This window comes from Streptomyces sp. NBC_00358 (assembly GCF_036099295.1).
Lineage (GTDB): Bacteria > Actinomycetota > Actinomycetes > Streptomycetales > Streptomycetaceae > Streptomyces.
The window spans coordinates 8,116,191-8,131,709 of sequence record NZ_CP107976.1; the positions used below are offsets into that span (position 1 = coordinate 8,116,191).

Here is a 15,519-nt window from a genome sequence, read left to right on the forward strand (position 1 = left end):
GAAAAGTCATTGACTCTCGGGCGGCCGCGTTCCTATGCTCTCCGGGCATGGAGCTGATCCAGAAAACCAGCGACCTGTCCGCGTACCTGGCCGCCGACGAGGTTGTCGACCATCATCATCCGCTCGTCCGTGAGACGGCCGGGCGCCTCGCCGAGGGGGCCGCTGACTCGTATGCCTATGCGCGCCTCGCGTTCGAGTTCGTGCGGGACACCATCCCGCACTCGTTCGACTCCGGCGACCCACGGGTCACCTGGCGCGCCTCCGACGTACTGGAGCGGCGTACCGGGATCTGCTACGCCAAGGCTCACGCGCTGGCCGCCCTGCTGCGGGCCGAGGACATCCCGACCGCGTTCTGCTACCAGAAGTTCGAGGAGGTGCACGGACTCGTCGCCGTACGCCTCGACGGCGCCTGGCACCGGCAGGATCCCCGTGGCAACAAGCCCGGCGTGGACGCGCAGTTCTCCCTCGGCGGTGAGCGGCTGGCCTTCACGCCCGACCCGGAGTGCAATGAGATGGACTATCCGGAGTTGTACGCTGAACCTCACCCGCTCGTGGTCGGCGTCCTGAAGGCAGCCCCCGACCGGCTGTCCCTGTCGCGGACGCTCCCCACCGCACTCTGAGGCCAGGCAGACGATGACTCCCACACTCACCGTGTCCGACGAGGTGCGCGCCCTCGCGCCCGGATTCACCCATGTCGCCGTCGAGGCCGACGGACTGGTCAACGCGCCCAGTACCGAAGGGACTTCGGCCCTCCTGGACGACGCGGCCCGACGGCTGGCCGGCCGACTGGGCGGGCGGGCTCCGCACGAGGACCCGCACATGGCGGCCTGGCGCGAGATCTACACGGCGTTCGGCTCCAAGCCCTCACGCACCCGCAACTCCGCGGAGGCGCTGGCCAGACGGGCGCTCTCGGACGCGGGCCTGCCGCGGATCAACGTCCTGGTGGACATCTACAACGCGATCAGCGTGGCCCACCTGATCCCCGTCGGCGGCGAGGACACCGACCACATCCGGGGCGCGATGCGCCTGGTGCGGGCCGCGGGAGACGAGGACTTCGTGACCGTCGCGGGCGGCGAGGAGGTTGTCGAACACCCCGACGCGGGCGAGGTGGTGTGGCGCGACGACAGCGGAGTCACCTGCCGCCGCTGGAACTGGCGCCAGGGACCGCGCACCCGGCTCACCGGGCAATCGGCCTCGGCGGTCTTCCTGTTGGAGAGCCTGGCCCCGATGCCGGTCGCCGACGTCGAGGCCGCGGGTGCCGAACTCGCCGAGCTGCTCCAGAAGTTCAGCCCCGGGGCGCGGATCACCGTCCACGCCCCGGCATGACGACTCGGCGCGCGGGGCACGCCTGCGGGACGGTTCAGCGGGCCTCGGCCGCGCGCACCTCTTCGGGGGTCGGCGCGGTGCCGCCGAGGTGGGCGGGCATCCACCAGGTGTCGTCCGGACCCTTGGGGCGTACGGGATAGGCGCGCTGCGCCGCTTCGAGCAGCTCCTGGACCCGCTCGCGCAGCCGCCGGCTGATGGCGCCCGCGTACTGGTCCTGAGGGGCCTCCACGGGCTCGCCGACCCGGATGGTGATCGGGGTGTGGCTGCGCTTGAAGTTGCGCGGATGGCCCTTGGTCCACAGCCGCTGGGTGCCCCACAGAGCCATGGGGATGAGGGGAACGCCGGCCTCCTGGGCCATGCGCGCGGCACCGGACTTGAAGCTCTTCAGCGTGAAGGACTGGGAGATGGTCGCCTCGGGGAAGACGCCGACGATCTCACCGGAACGCAACGAGTCCAGCGCGTGCTGGTACGCGGTCTCGCCCTGCTGACGGTCCACGGGAATGTGCTTCATGCCCCGCATCAGCGGACCGGAGATCTTGTGCCGGAAGACCGATTCCTTCGCCATGAAACGCACCAGGCGCTTCTGCGGCAGGGCGGCCAGGCCGTCGAAGATGAAGTCCAGGTAGCTGATGTGGTTGCTGACCAGCACGGCGCCGCCCGAGCGCGGAATGTTCTCCGATCCCTTGCAGTCGATCTTGAGGTCCCACGCCTTGAAGAGCGTTTGGGCGAGGCCGACGACGGGACGGTAGACAAGCTCTGCCATGGACGGGGTGGACCCTTCTCTCTGCCTGGGAAGGGGTCTCCCGGCGGGAAAGTTACGCAGCCGTAGGTTTACGGCATTGCGCAGATCGTGCCCGAAGAACGGACGGGAGGCCAGCCCCGGTGCCGTGGAACGGCGAGATCCTCGTCACGTCGCTCCCTTGATCCACCTCGGAGTTTTAACCCGTCTTTACTTAGCGCGTACCGTCACGCGACGCACAACCAGGTACATCTCACACCCGAGGCAGTACCCGAACGCGGCATTGAGAAACGCCGCGGCCAGGGCGCACCCGGTTGCCGCCGACCCCAGCCACTGCGGACCCGCGGTCCAGCCGATCAGGCCCACCACCGCGAAGGCGAGCCCGACCGCCTGCGCGAACCGCGGGGGCTCCGGCGCCTCGAACTCCGTCGGCGGCCCGAGCCGCGGCCGTACCGCCTTCCGGAAGACCCAGCCGTACGGCGAGCGCGTCACGCCGCCCGCCGCGCCCAGGGCGAACGCCAGGGTCTGCCACGCCAGCAGCCAGACGCTCCCCGTGATCAGCGTCACCGCCAGCACGACGGTCGTCACGGCCGCACCGAACCGCGGCCCTCTCGTATCGATGTCCATGCTTCAAGCATTCCGTACCGAGGGCGCCGGGCGGCCCCGGGAATCTTTGCGGTCTCGTGAATGCTTGTGCAGGTGATGAACGGACTTGTGGTGTGTGTGCTGGTGCTCGCGGCGGCGAGCGTCTACGGAGTGCTGCACCGGCGGCGGAGCGGGAGGGTGCGTGTGCGCGGGCGTGACGGCGGAAAGCGGCTCGGCGCGGCGGAGTTGGGGGAGGGCCTCGGCGAACGGGCCACTCTGGTGCAGTTCTCCAGCGCCTTCTGCGCTCCCTGCCGCGCCACCCGACGGGTGCTCGGCGAGGTGGCCGGCATGGTCCCCGGCGTGTCCCACGTGGAGATCGACGCCGAGGACCACCTCGACCTCGTACGCGATCTCGGCATCCTCAAGACGCCCACCGTGCTGGTGCTCGACGCCGACGGACTGATCGTGCGGCGGGCGACCGGACAGCCGCGCAAGGCGGACGTCATCGCGGCGCTCGGCGAGGCCGTCTGAACCGTGACGATCATGGTGAGGCATCTCCCATATGCGGGTACGCCCTTGACGTCGCCCGTCGCCTATCGTCAGCCTGACCGTATGTCCCCGGGAACCCTTCTCCATGAGCTCGTCGACGTGCATCCGGCAGTCCGCACCACCGGTGCGCGCGGTCCGGGCTGTTGAACGGCCAACGCCCGTCGCCCGCTCCCGGTTCCGCCCGGGTGGCGGGAACCCCACGTCGGCTCTCGCAGAAGGACTGTTCCATGACGGCCACGCCCGGCCTCGGCACTCCGCACCCCGCCTCCCCGGATCTGCTGCGCTCCGTGTTCCGGCGGCACGCGGCGGGTGTGGCCGTGATCACCGCCTCGGGGGGCCGCGGGCCCGTCGGGTTCACCGCCACCTCGCTCACCTCGGTCTCGGCCGACCCTCCGGTCGTCTCGTTCGGCATCGGCACCGGCGCCTCAAGCTGGCCCGCGATATCCGAGGCCGGCCATGTCGGCGTCCATGTGCTCGGCGAGCACCAGCGGGAGCTGGCTGCCACCTTCGCCCGCAGCGGCGCCGACCGGTTCGGCTCGCCCACCCGTTGGAGCAATGGGCCCGAGGGGGTTCCCGTGCTCGACGACGTCCTCGCCTGGCTGGTGTGCCGGGTCGTGGCGCGGGTACCTGCCGGGGATCACCGGATCGTCCTGGCCGAGGTCGTCCTGGGTGATCCGACGGGTACGGGCAGCCCGCTGCTCTATCACCAGGGGCGCTTCAACGGCCTGCGCGACTGAAGCGGCCACCGGAGCTACTCGCCGGTTCTACTCACCGGTTACACAGAGTTGCGAAGGTCACAGTCCAAAGCGCTTGCTTAGTGGCAGCCCGATGGGTGTACTGGTGAGTAATATTTCGCTCGGGGCGCGGGTCGCCCCGACCGGGATCGGCCACTTCAGGCGCCTATGCTGCCTGAAAGAAGGCAGCCCAGAAATGACGATGCAGTAGGAGAGCCGGCGTGAGCTTGAGGATCGTTGTCACTGTGAAGTACGTGCCCGACGCCACTGGCGACCGGCACTTCGCCGATGACCTGACCGTCGACCGTGACGACGTGGACGGTCTGCTGTCCGAGCTCGACGAGTACGCCGTCGAGCAGGCGCTGCAGATCGCCGACGCGGCGGACGACGCCGAGATCACCGTGCTGACCGTCGGCCCCGAGGACGCCAAGGACGCGCTGCGCAAGGCGCTGTCGATGGGCGCGGACAAGGCCATCCACGTCGAGGACGACGACCTGCACGGCACCGACGCGATCGGCACCTCGCTGGTGCTGGCCAAGGCGATCGAGAAGGCCGGCTTCGACCTGGTCGTCTCCGGCATGGCGTCCACCGACGGCACCGCCGGCATCGTTCCGGCCCTGCTGGCCGAGCGTCTGGGTGTCCCGCAGGTCACGCTGCTCTCCGAGGTCTCCGTCGAGGACGGCGTGGTCAAGGGCCGTCGTGACGGCGACACCGCCTCCGAGCAGCTTCAGGCGTCCCTGCCCGCGGTCGTGTCGGTGACCGACCAGTCGGGCGAGGCGCGTTACCCGTCCTTCAAGGGCATCATGGCCGCCAAGAAGAAGCCGGTTCAGTCCTGGGACCTGGAAGACCTGGAGATCGAGGCGGACGAGGTCGGTCTCGCGGGCGCCTGGACCAAGGTCGACTCCGCCACCGAGCGTCCGGCGCGCACCGCCGGGACGATCGTCAAGGACGAGGGCGAGGGCGGCAAGCAGCTCGCCGAGTTCCTCGCGGGCCAGAAGTTCATCTAGCCGCCGAGGGTCCGTGACTCGCTCCCGGACCGTTGCCGCGGCCAAGGCCCAACCCGCTCACCTCCCCTCAGACTTCGCAATCCGCAGGAGTGCATTCCCATGGCTGAAGTTCTCGTCTATGTCGACCACGTGGACGGTGCCGTCCGCAAGCCCACCCTGGAACTGCTGACGCTGGCCCGCCGCATCGGTGAGCCCGTCGCCGTCGCGCTGGGCCCCGGTGCCGAGAACACCGCGGCCGCGCTCGCCGAGCACGGCGCGGTGAAGGTCCTCACGCACGACGCCGCCGAGTACGCCGACTACCTCGTCGTGCCGAAGGTGGACGCGCTCCAGGCCGCGTACGACGCCGTCTCCCCGGCCGCCGTGCTCGTCCCGTCCTCCGCCGAGGGCAAGGAGATCGCGGCCCGCCTCGCGGTCCGTATCGGCTCGGGCATCATCACCGACGCCACCGACCTGGAGGCCGGCGACGAGGGTCCGGTGGCCACGCAGTCCGCGTTCGCCGCCTCCTTCACCACCAAGTCCCGCATCGCCAAGGGCGTCCCGGTCATCACGGTCAAGCCGAACTCGGCCGCCGTGGAGGCCGCCCCGGCCGCCGGCGCGGTCGAGGCCCTCGCGGTCGTCTTCTCGGAGAAGGCCACCGGCACCAAGGTCACCGCCCGCACCCCGCGCGCCTCGACCGGCCGTCCCGAGCTGACCGAGGCCGCGATCGTCGTCTCCGGCGGCCGTGGCGTCAACGGAGCAGAGAACTTCTCGGTCATCGAGAACCTCGCCGACTCCCTCGGCGCGGCCGTGGGCGCCTCGCGTGCCGCGGTCGACGCCGGCTGGTACCCGCACACCAACCAGGTCGGCCAGACCGGCAAGTCCGTCTCGCCGCAGCTCTACATCGCCTCCGGCATCTCCGGCGCCATCCAGCACCGCGCCGGCATGCAGACCTCGAAGACGATCGTGGCGATCAACAAGGACGCCGAGGCGCCCATCTTCGACCTCGTCGACTACGGCGTCGTCGGCGACCTCTTCGACGTCGTCCCCCAGCTCACCGAGGAGATCAAGACCCGCAAGGGCTGATCCCCGCAGTGCCCCGCGAGGCCCCCGTGACCGGAACACCGGCCGCGGGGGCCTTCGTTCACCCCAGGGCCAGCGACGCCCGCACGGGCAGATGGTCGCTCGCGAACCGGCCGTCGCGCGCGAACGTGTCGATCGACGCCCGGTGCACCTGGACTCCGCCCGTGGCGAGGATCCAGTCGATGCGGTCGCCGTCCGGTTCCAGCGGCGCGTAGCCGTGGAAGGTCGCGTACAGCCCGCTGCGCGAGGCGGCCGTGTCCCAGGTGTCCGTGAGTCCGGCGTCCAGCAGGATGTCGTAGGCGGCGTTGCGGTGCGCCGCCGCGTTGAAGTCCCCGGTCACCAGGCACGGCAGCGACGGGCCGAACTCCGCGATCCGCTCGGCGATGAGCTCGGCGGCCCGCGTCCGCGCGTACTGGCTCGCGTGGTCCAGGTGGGTGTTGAGGAGGTGGAACTCCCGCCCGCCGTCCGCCAGATCGCGAAAGCGCACCCAGGTGGCGATCCGGGGGAGCGCGGCGCCCCAGGTGTTCGAGCCGGTCACCCGAGGGGTGTCGGAGAGCCAGAACGTGCCGTGCTCGACCGGGGCCAGCCGGCGCGTGTCGTAGAAGACCGCCACGTACTCGCCGCGGCTGCCGCCCTCCCGGCCGGTGCCGATCCACTCGAAGTGCGGCGCGAGATCGGACCCGACGTCGAGCAGTTGCCGGTGGAGACCCTCCTGAGTGCCCATGACATGGGGCGGATCGCCCCGCAGCAGCTCGCGCATCACGGGACGGCGCACCGCCCAGATGTTGGGCTCCGCGGTGCTCGCGTAGCGCAGGTTGTAGGTCATGACGTCGAGGCGGGGGCGGCCGCTCCGGGTGGCGGAGGCCTGCGCCGTGGTGAGCAGGGGCATGGCCGCGGCGGCGGCCACCGCGGTTCTGGGTCCCGCGCGTCGGGTCACTCTGCTGGAGTCGGGCACGCGTGCTCCTTCGGTCGCGAGTCAGGATGGGGGTGCACGACACCGGAGGGGAAGAAGGAACCGGGAAAGTGTGCCCGAATCGGCCGAGGCGGGAGTGAACGCGGCACGGCCGACGAGTGTCCCGCGATCCAAGAGGGTGTTGACCCGCGGGAAGTCGGCCGGATAACTTCGCTCTACGGATTGTGGATTCCGTACTGCGGAAAACAGGAGGGTGTGGGATGGGTCAGGGTCAGCAGGAGAAGGTGGCGACGAGCCTCGCGGGTGCCGTCACCGAAGCGATCAGCGCCTCGCTCGCCCCCGTCGACGCCGAACTGGAGCGCCGCTATCCGGGAGACCCCGGCACCCGGCAACCCGTGCACACCGTGTACGTGCCCGGAGACGCGTTCGCCGCGGACACCATCCGCACCTGGGGCGACCGCGCCCTCGCCGCACTCGACGAACACGCCCCGGACGCCGCGTCCTTCGCCGCGGTTCTCGGCCTCACCGACGAGCTCGCCGGGCCCGTGTACGACCGTGTCCGGGACAAGCTGGAGCGCGAACCCGTCGAGGACCTGCGTGTCGACTTCGAAGACGGCTACGGCCCACGCCCCGACGCCGAGGAGGACGCGACGGCCGCCCGTGCCGCCCGGCTGATCGCCGGGGCGTACGCGGACGGCACCGCCGCCCCGTACATGGGCATCCGCATGAAGTGCATGGAGGCACCCGTCCGCGACCGGGGCATCCGCACCCTCGACATCTTCCTGACGGGTCTGCTGGAGGCGGGCGGCCTGCCCGACGGCCTCGTCCTCACCCTGCCCAAGGTGACGTACCCGGAACAGGTCACCGCCATGGTCCGGCTGGTCGAGGAGTTCGAGAAGGCGCGCGGCCTGGAGCCCGGCCGGATCGGCTTCGAGATCCAGATCGAGACCAGCCAGTCGATCCTCGCCACGGACGGCACCGCGACCGTCGCCCGCATGATCCAGGCCGCGGAGGGCCGCGCCACCGGACTGCACTACGGCACGTTCGACTACAGCGCCTGCCTCGGCGTCTCGGCGGCCCATCAGGCGAGCGACCACCCGGCCGCCGACCACGCCAAGGCGATCATGCAGGTCGCCGCCGCGGGCACCGGCGTACGCCTTTCCGACGGCTCCACCAACGTCCTGCCCGTCGGCCCCACCCAACAGGTCCACGACGCCTGGCGCCTGCACTACGGCCTCACCCGCCGCGCCCTGGCCCGCGCCTACTACCAGGGCTGGGACATGCACCCCGGCCACCTCCCGACCCGTTACGCGGCCGTCTTCGCCTTCTACCGCGAGGGCTTCGAACAGGCCGCCGCCCGCCTCGCCCGCTACGCCGGCCACACCTCCGGCGACGTCATGGACGAACCGGCCACCGCCAAGGCCCTCAGCGGCTACCTGCTGCGCGGCCTGGACTGCGGCGCCCTGGACATCCCGGAGGTGGCCCGGACGACGGGTCTGACCCGCCCCGAACTGGAGGCCTTCGCGGTCCCGCGCCGGGGGGATCTGACGGTTTCGGGCCACTGAGGAGCGAAGGTGCGGCGGTGCGCGGTCGCGTTCGAGGCGACCGCCCGCCGGACCGGGTGCGCAGGAGGCTCGCCGGACATACGCCAGGGCGGCTCCGGACGTGTCCGCGGAGCCTCGGTGAGGACCGGCGCCCCGGGCGGGGCGCCGGTGCGGCCGGGGCTCAGTGCGACGGCGGCAGTTCCCCCGAGCCACGGGTGATCAGCCGGGTCGGGAGTTCGATGCGTTCCGGGGCGATGAGATTCCCGTCGAGCTGGCGGAAGAGGCGCTCGGCGGCGGTACGTCCGAGGGCCGCGGCGTCCTGCGCGACGACGGTGACACCGGGCTCCAGGAGGTCGGCGAGCTCGATGTCGTCGAAGCCTACGAGCGCGACGGGGCGTCCGCGCTCGGCGATGACACGGACGACGGTGACGGTGACACGGTTGTTGCCGGCGAAGACCGCGGTGACGGGCGAGGGGCCGGAGAGCATGTTCTCGGCCGCCTTGCGCACCCGCTGCGGATCGGTGACGCCCAGGGACATCCAGTCGTCCTCGACCGGTATCCCGGCGTCCTCCATGGCGGCCCGGTAGCCGCGCAGCCGCTCGGCGGCGGTGTGGATGCGCGGCATGTCGCCGATGAAACCGATCCGGCGGTGGCCGTGGGCGATGAGGTGGGCGACACCGTCCCGGGCGCCGCCGAAGCTGTCCGACAGGACGACGTCGGCATCGATCCTCCCGGCCGGGCGGTCCACGAAGACCGTGGCGACTCCGGCCTTGATCTCCGGCTCCAGATAACGATGGTCGTCGCCGGCCGGGATCACCACCAGGCCGTCCACCCGGCGCGCGCACAGGGCGAGGACCAGCTCCTGCTCGCGGTCCGGGTCCTCCGCGCTGGAACCGTTGATCAGCAGCGCCCCGTGCGCGCGGGCCACCTCCTCGACCGCACGGCTCAGCGGCCCGTAGAACGGGTCCGCCAGATCCTCCAGCACCAGCCCGATGCTCGCGGTACGGCCCTTGCGCAGTACCCGGGCGCTGTCGTTGCGGCGGAAGCCCAGCGCCTCGATGGCCTCCTGGACGCGCCGCTCGGTGTCGGGGGTCACCCCGGGCTCGGCGTTGACCACACGGGAGACCGTCTTCAGACCTACTCCCGCCCGCGCCGCCACGTCCTTCATGGTCGGACGGTTTCCGTAGCGGGTCTCGGATCGGCGGGCGGTCTCGGCCACGATGTGCTGTCCTGTCCTGTCGTCCACGGGGATGCGTAGGTCCATGGGGTTGTATGAGGATGTGGCGACGAGCATAGAGCCTGGACAACGTTGTCAGATGCGGGAGACACTGTCCACCGCAATCTCCGGCCTGCGCCTTCCCCAGGGCGCACGGTCCCCGTGGTCCGTCGGCGCCCCCCGCGCGGCGTACGACAGGGCCCGATCCTGCCCAAGTTCCCGGCCGGGGACCCGGGACCCGCGGCGCGGCGGGCCCGTCACGACACCCCATGGGAGACCTGACTCTGATGCACACCGACCTCGTGGCCGCGCTCGACATCGGCGGCACCAAGATCGCCGGAGCGCTGGTGGACGGCCACGGCCGGATCCTCCTCCGCGCGCAGCGCGCGACGCCCGCGCGGGAGGACGGCGACACCGTGATGCGTGCCGTCGAGGAGGTCATCGGCGAGCTGACGGTCTCCCCGCTGTGGAGCAGGGCCGGGGCCCTCGGTATCGGCAGTGCGGGCCCGGTGGACGCCTCCGCCGGCACGGTGAGCCCGGTGAACGTACCCGGCTGGCGCGGCTACCCGCTCGTCGAGCGGGCCGCCGAGGCCGCCGGCGGACTGCCGGTCGAGCTGATCGGTGACGGTGTGGCCATCACGGCGGCCGAGCACTGGCAGGGCGCTGCCCGGGGACACGACAACGCGCTCTGCATGGTGGTGTCCACCGGCGTGGGCGGCGGGCTGGTCCTGAACGGACAGCTCCATGCCGGTCCCACCGGCAACGCGGGCCACATCGGGCACATCAGTGTCGACCTGGACGGCGATCCCTGCCCCTGCGGCTCCCGGGGCTGCGTGGAGCGCATCGCCAGCGGTCCGAACATCGCCCGCCGCGCCCTGGAGGGCGGCTGGCGGCCCGGCCCCGACGGCGACACCTCGGCCGCCGCGGTGGCCGCTGCGGCCCGCGCGGGCGACCCGGTCGCCGTGGCCTCCTTCGAACGGGCCGCGCAGGCTCTCGCGGCGGGCATCGCGGCGACCGCGACGCTCGTCGAGATCGACATCGCCGTGATCGGCGGGGGAGTGGCGAAGGCGGGCGACGTGCTGTTCGCACCGCTGCGCCGGGCCCTGGCGGACTACGCGACGCTGTCCTTCGTCCAGCGGCTCGCGGTGGCGCCCGCGCTCATGGGCACGGACGCCGGACTGGTCGGCGCGGCCGCGGCCGCCCTCACCCGAAAGGCCCACGCCTCCGCGGCCGGCGTCTGATCGGCCGGTCCCGGCCCGGGGCGGGCAGGTGCCCCCTGCCGGGAGGTCCGGGGCAATCCGGAAGTGCCCGGCCCGTGGCCCGCTCGAACGGTCGGTGTCGGGCGGGGCCCGGTCGGGCAGGTGGTGCTGGTCTCCTGGACGGGCCGAATGAGCTGGGGCGCGATGTCGGGATCGGTGTGCGGGGTGGGTCCTGCGACGGGTCGGACCCTGTGTGCCGCATGGGGCGGGTGGTGCGTATGAACCCGTGTATCGGGTGGGGCCAGTGGGGGGCTCGGGACCGGTGCGCCGGGTCGGGTCCGTGGCGGTCGGACGAAGGCGGCGGGTCGGATGAAGGTGGCTGGTCGGGCGAAGACGCCGGGTCGAACGAAGGCGGCGGGTCGGATGAAGGTGGCTGGTCGGGCGAAGGCGACGGGTCGGACGAAGGTGGCTGGTCCACCCGTGACTCCGTCCGCACTCCGTAGTTGATCCGGGCATGAAGAAGCGCAGCATGCTCGCCATCGCCTCCCTCGCCACCGGGTTCGTCGTCGCGGCGATCACCCCGTCCCATGCCCTGAGCGAGGACTCCCTGAAGGATCTGAACGCCCACGACACGCTCAGCTCGGTCGACCACGCCGTCGGCAGCGACAACCTGGCACTCGACGAGAGCGCCCTCGGCGGCCAGAACGGCTGAAGGATCGTCGCGCGGTGCCGGTGTACCCACCACGGAGTCCCGGCGCCGCCTTGTCGGCGCCCTCATCAGCGGCTGGTTTCCATGGCAGGGTGGAGCGGGCAAGCCTCAGGGGGCCAACAGAAGAGGGGGAATCGTGATCGTCTGGATCAACGGTTCAACCTGGAAAGTCGCTGGTCAGCGGCTTTCCTGCTGGAACGCCCTCCAGGAACCTAGCTTTACTTAGCTCTGGTGGGCAAGATCGTTCTCCCATTCGTCTCCCACGGAGGCACGGAGCGAGCCACGGCGCTGGCTGTGCTGCCCCGGGACGTTGGTGGCACGCGTGCTGGGTGCTTGGACAGGCGAGGGCCTTCTGGGGTCGGTGTGGATTGCGACATCTACACCCGACCGCAGGAGGCACTCGTCTCCCACCGTAATGCCCCGCTGACGCAGACCGGCAGGTTGCGTCTGGCACGCTGTGTCGTCGAGGGCGGCCGGCCGTTGCGGCGGGCCGCAGAACGTTTCCAGGTCAGCCGCACCACCGCCGCCCGCTGGGCGAATCGGTACCGACGGCACGGCGAGGCGGCATGCAGGAACGCTCCAGCCGCCCTCACGCCAGCACCGCCGGGCGTCTGCCGCGGACAAGCAGCAGGTCGTGCGGCTGCGACGCGAGCACCGGATCGGCCCGGTGAAGCTGGTGGCTCGGTGCGGCGTCGCCGCGTCCGCGGCCCACCGCATCCTCGTCTGGCACCACCTGCCCGCCCTGGCAGCCTGCGACCGGGCCACCGGCGAGCCGGTCCGCCGCTACGAACGCAGCCGACCCGGCAAGCTGGTCCACCTCGACGTCAAGAAGCTCGGCCGCATCCCCGACGGCGGCGGCCACAAAGTTGTGGGCCGGGCCCAGGGCGCCGCAACAGGACCGGCACTGGATACGCCCCCTGCGCGGTCGAGCGGCGCCTGGCCCAGTTCTGAAGCGTCGGCCGCTCGGCCTCCGACAGCACGACAGGTTCCAGCCGGGTATCGCCCATGCCCACAGCACAGTGTGAAAGCGCGACCTGCCGCAGCCGAACACTGCAATCTGAAACCGAAGACGCCTCCCGTGGCGACCACGACTTTGCTGCGCAATTCGGCCGGACAGCAGAAACCGACTGGGGAGGCCGCACCGATCACCGAGTTGTCGCAGGTCGCACTCCACTCTGCGGAGACGTCCCGGAATTGCGCAACAGAGTCGCAGATGTAGGCAAGGATGACCGGGTATGACCCTCCATAAAGAGGAACGCCCTGATGCGGCGGACGACGGCCCCGAGATCAAGCCCTGGCATGGGTCGGAGCTGCTTCAGGACCTCCACGCGCTCCGGGCGCTCCCCAATCCGCAGCGGCGTGGTTACAAACTGGAAGAACTGCTGGAACGCATGTTTCGGCAAGCCCACTTCCACGCCACTCGCAATCCGAGGATGGCCGGCCCCCGGCAGACCGATTTGGCGGTCGTCTCCCACAATCACCGCTACCTCGTCGAAGCGAAGTGGAAAAATTACCCCGCCGGAACGAACGACATCGACGCGGTCCGCAGCCGCCTGCGCGATCACGACGGCACTGTCGTGGGCCTACTGTTCACGATGGCCGGGATCACTGAGCCGGCAGACAAGAGGATCACCGATCTTCGCAGGGACGGCCTGGTCCTCGTTTTCGACGAGGTGGACATCCTTCTTGCGTTGCGGGACCCGCAGGAGTTGGACCGCCTTCTTCGCCTGAAGCACGATGAACTCGTTGTCCGCGGGCGTGTCCATCGCGGCGAAAAGGAGCGTGAGGCCGAGAAAGCCGCCCGCAGTTCGGGCCAGAAGGCAGGGAAGCTGCCTACAAGCCGCTACAGGCTGCTCAACGGCAGCGGGGACACGGTGCCATGGTTCTACGGAGCAGGAGGGTTCAGCCCCGGGGTCTTCTGCCTCGACCTGCCCGATGTCGACTGGGTGCCGGCTGCGGGAAGCGGCGTGTGCCTGGATATGCCAGTCACCGCATGGGGCCAGCCTGGCCTCCTCCGCCTCCTTGACGCGCTGAACGAACTGGGGTGGATGGGAGAGCGGAGTCAGTGGAGCATCCAGCAGCATGGTCGGAACTGGCATGGCTGTGGCGCCGATGGCTTTGCCGAGGCCCTCAGGAACTGGGAAGAACGGACCAGTGAGCTTGAGGATCCCCACCACAGCGAGGAGTTCGTCTACTTTGAAGTTTGTGACGGCGGTTTCTACACCGTGTCAGGCAGCATCTCCGCAGAAGAAACGCGCCACGTCATGCGCTGCAATGTCTCCTTCCAGCTCATCGGAATACCGCTGGACCCTGGCTCGCTGCAGCAGCTCTACCGGCAGTGCGACGTCCCCAGCCGCGGCTACTTCCGTCCGCTGGTCGAACGGTCAGTCACCCGAGATCGATTCGACGGCCGCATCCCGCTGCAAGTGCTGGGGTACATCATCGAGCCCGCCGATCAACGCTGGGACGAGGAAGACTGGGTCGTCGGCCTCCTGGCGGCGAATCCCTTCTACGGTACTGACCTCCAGCCGCCCGACGATCTGGCAAGCGACCTGGACCGCACAGGCGTGATCGTATGCAACCTGCGCTCGTACCATCCCCTCAGCAAGCCGCAGGAGCGCTACGAACTGTGGTCGTACGAGCGGGCTAGGACCTCAGACGCCCACGCGCTGCGCATTGTCGCCGAGTGGTGGGAGTCCGAGGACAACGACGAGCAGCGACCGGCTGTCGGGCGGGCCAGAGCCGGGTACTTCACCGACCAGGTTCGGGAAGTTTCGGTTCAGGGGCCTTTGCTGGCATAGGCGGAACAGTCCGGACGCGTCGGGCGTGGCCGTGAACAGAGTGGGTACGGGCGGCCGGGACCGTCATCCGGTCCAGCCCATCTCGTACACCTCGATGCCGTCCCGGTACGCCGTGTACGCCACCCATGTGCGCCGCCCCTGCTGCACCACACCGTCCCAGTTGTCGGGCGCTGGCCACGACCCCCGCCACGCCAAGGCGGTCGCCCCCGCCATCGCCTGAAGAACCGCCTGTGCCGCACCGCTGCGCATTGACGGAAGCCGCGGCGGGTGCCGCGTTCGCGTTCGTCGTTGCCGGTTTTGACCTTGCCACTGATCTCGAACTGGCCGTTCTTGACGAGGTCGGGGAGGGGTTCGGCGGGGACGATGGCGACGTTCTCGTACGCGGTGTGGATGAGGTCGCGATAGCTGCGGCGGACGTTGTACTCGGGATCCGACAGCCACTTGATCAGGGTGTCGGGCCGGACGTCGAGGCCGGCGCTCTCCAGGGCCTCGTAGCCGCGGTGGGTTCCGGTGAGCTGGCTGAGCTGGGCGTGCCAGTGCTTGGCGTGGTAGGTGGACAGCCGGTGGCGTGGGGTGACCTGGGCGCGCAGGAGGTCGTTGAGTGCGGCGCCGAGGGAGTTGCCGCGGCCTGTGGGTCCGGCCATCAGTCGTCACCTTCGGGGATGAACTCGCCGGCCTGGAGGAACTTGGCCTTCACTTCGCCGAACCCGGTCCCAATCCGGTACGTGTCGGGCGGGGTCTCGTCGGGGGTCCAGAAAATCGCGGCGTCGGCCTTGCGCAGGGCGATGAGGGTGTGGCCCTCCTGGACGGCTTTGAAGGCCATGGTCCAGTGGCGGACGGAGGCTTCGGCGACCATGCTCATGTGCCGGTCCGGCCGCCAGAAGGACGAGCGCTGTTCCTCCCGCTTGGGCCACAGCAGGAGCAAGGCGATGGCCACGCGCGTCTTGTAGTTCGCGTACGACTCCCCGCCGACCTGGACGAGGTCGGCGCGGGTCTCGCGGACCGGGGCATGGAAGCCACGCTGATCGTGCTGTGGTGGCGCCGTCGTGCCTCGATCTCTGATCTGACCTGCTCGGATCTCCGAGACCGGGGCGACGTGAAGTGTCGGGGAGGTCATGGGATGACGGCTTGATGGTGC

16 protein-coding genes and 2 pseudogenes are annotated in these 15,519 nt (G+C 70.3%); 12 read left to right on the forward strand and 6 right to left on the reverse strand.

The window, feature by feature from the left end; genetic code table 11:
- Window positions 1–47: 47 nt before the first annotated feature.
- Window positions 48–620, forward strand: a complete 573-nt coding sequence (locus tag OHT01_RS34725) for a transglutaminase domain-containing protein (protein WP_328557067.1) — start codon at window positions 48–50, stop codon at window positions 618–620.
- A 13-nt stretch (window positions 621–633) separates the two neighbouring features.
- Window positions 634–1,326, forward strand: coding sequence for a B3/B4 domain-containing protein (locus tag OHT01_RS34730; RefSeq protein WP_328557068.1), 693 nt, complete (start codon window positions 634–636; stop codon window positions 1,324–1,326).
- A gap of 34 nt (window positions 1,327–1,360) precedes the next feature.
- Here the strand turns inward: OHT01_RS34730 and OHT01_RS34735 are convergent, their stop codons facing one another.
- On the reverse strand, window positions 1,361–2,089 hold the full coding sequence (locus tag OHT01_RS34735; protein WP_328557069.1) for a lysophospholipid acyltransferase family protein: 729 nt from the start codon (window positions 2,087–2,089) through the stop codon (window positions 1,361–1,363).
- Between the two features lie 186 nt (window positions 2,090–2,275).
- On the reverse strand, window positions 2,276–2,692 hold the full coding sequence (locus tag OHT01_RS34740) for a DUF4395 domain-containing protein (RefSeq protein ID WP_328557070.1): 417 nt from the start codon (window positions 2,690–2,692) through the stop codon (window positions 2,276–2,278).
- 75 nt (window positions 2,693–2,767) lie between these two features.
- On the opposite strand from OHT01_RS34740, the gene OHT01_RS34745 reads away from it, so the two are divergent.
- The 4 genes from OHT01_RS34745 (at window position 2,768) to OHT01_RS34760 (ending at window position 6,002) form a co-directional block, all read left to right on the forward strand.
- Window positions 2,768–3,181, forward strand: a complete 414-nt coding sequence (locus tag OHT01_RS34745; protein WP_328558368.1) for a TlpA family protein disulfide reductase — start codon at window positions 2,768–2,770, stop codon at window positions 3,179–3,181.
- A 245-nt stretch (window positions 3,182–3,426) separates the two neighbouring features.
- Window positions 3,427–3,936, forward strand: a complete 510-nt coding sequence (locus OHT01_RS34750; protein WP_328557071.1) for a flavin reductase family protein — start codon at window positions 3,427–3,429, stop codon at window positions 3,934–3,936.
- 218 nt (window positions 3,937–4,154) lie between these two features.
- A complete protein-coding gene (locus OHT01_RS34755; RefSeq protein ID WP_328557072.1) occupies window positions 4,155–4,940 on the forward strand; it encodes an electron transfer flavoprotein subunit beta/FixA family protein in 786 nt (261 codons plus the stop codon).
- Between the two features lie 99 nt (window positions 4,941–5,039).
- Window positions 5,040–6,002 (forward strand): electron transfer flavoprotein subunit alpha/FixB family protein, encoded by a 963-nt coding sequence (locus OHT01_RS34760; RefSeq protein WP_328557073.1) that lies wholly within the window; start codon window positions 5,040–5,042, stop codon window positions 6,000–6,002.
- A gap of 58 nt (window positions 6,003–6,060) precedes the next feature.
- Here the strand turns inward: OHT01_RS34760 and OHT01_RS34765 are convergent, their stop codons facing one another.
- On the reverse strand, window positions 6,061–6,954 hold the full coding sequence (locus OHT01_RS34765; protein WP_328557074.1) for an endonuclease/exonuclease/phosphatase family protein: 894 nt from the start codon (window positions 6,952–6,954) through the stop codon (window positions 6,061–6,063).
- 218 nt (window positions 6,955–7,172) lie between these two features.
- Between OHT01_RS34765 and OHT01_RS34770 the strand changes: the two genes are divergently transcribed.
- On the forward strand, window positions 7,173–8,477 hold the full coding sequence (locus tag OHT01_RS34770) for a DUF6986 family protein (protein WP_328557075.1): 1,305 nt from the start codon (window positions 7,173–7,175) through the stop codon (window positions 8,475–8,477).
- 160 nt (window positions 8,478–8,637) lie between these two features.
- Here OHT01_RS34770 and OHT01_RS34775 read toward each other — a convergent pair whose 3' ends face one another.
- Entirely contained in the window at window positions 8,638–9,720 is a 1,083-nt protein-coding gene (locus tag OHT01_RS34775) for a LacI family DNA-binding transcriptional regulator (protein ID WP_328557076.1), read from the reverse strand.
- A gap of 239 nt (window positions 9,721–9,959) precedes the next feature.
- On the opposite strand from OHT01_RS34775, the gene OHT01_RS34780 reads away from it, so the two are divergent.
- From OHT01_RS34780 to OHT01_RS34795, 5 genes and pseudogenes are all read left to right on the forward strand, one after another.
- Entirely contained in the window at window positions 9,960–10,913 is a 954-nt protein-coding gene (locus tag OHT01_RS34780) for an ROK family protein (RefSeq protein ID WP_328558369.1), read from the forward strand.
- A gap of 472 nt (window positions 10,914–11,385) precedes the next feature.
- Window positions 11,386–11,583, forward strand: coding sequence for a hypothetical protein (locus tag OHT01_RS34785; protein ID WP_328557077.1), 198 nt, complete (start codon window positions 11,386–11,388; stop codon window positions 11,581–11,583).
- Between the two features lie 372 nt (window positions 11,584–11,955).
- Window positions 11,956–12,194: pseudogene (locus OHT01_RS40245) on the forward strand (helix-turn-helix domain-containing protein); the annotation flags it as partial.
- Between the two features lie 119 nt (window positions 12,195–12,313).
- Window positions 12,314–12,486: pseudogene (locus tag OHT01_RS40250) on the forward strand (IS481 family transposase); the annotation flags it as partial.
- Window positions 12,487–12,815: 329 nt separating this feature from the next.
- On the forward strand, window positions 12,816–14,381 hold the full coding sequence (locus OHT01_RS34795) for a restriction endonuclease (protein WP_328557078.1): 1,566 nt from the start codon (window positions 12,816–12,818) through the stop codon (window positions 14,379–14,381).
- On the opposite strand, the gene OHT01_RS34800 is transcribed toward OHT01_RS34795, so the two are convergent.
- Together OHT01_RS34800 and OHT01_RS34805 are read right to left on the reverse strand one after the other, a co-directional pair.
- On the reverse strand, window positions 14,360–15,025 hold the full coding sequence (locus OHT01_RS34800; protein WP_328557079.1) for a hypothetical protein: 666 nt from the start codon (window positions 15,023–15,025) through the stop codon (window positions 14,360–14,362). The genes OHT01_RS34795 and OHT01_RS34800 overlap by 22 nt on opposite strands.
- Window positions 15,025–15,498 (reverse strand): hypothetical protein, encoded by a 474-nt coding sequence (locus OHT01_RS34805; RefSeq protein ID WP_328557080.1) that lies wholly within the window; start codon window positions 15,496–15,498, stop codon window positions 15,025–15,027. Before OHT01_RS34805 ends, OHT01_RS34800 begins: the two co-directional genes overlap by 1 nt.
- Window positions 15,499–15,519: the final 21 nt, after the last annotated feature.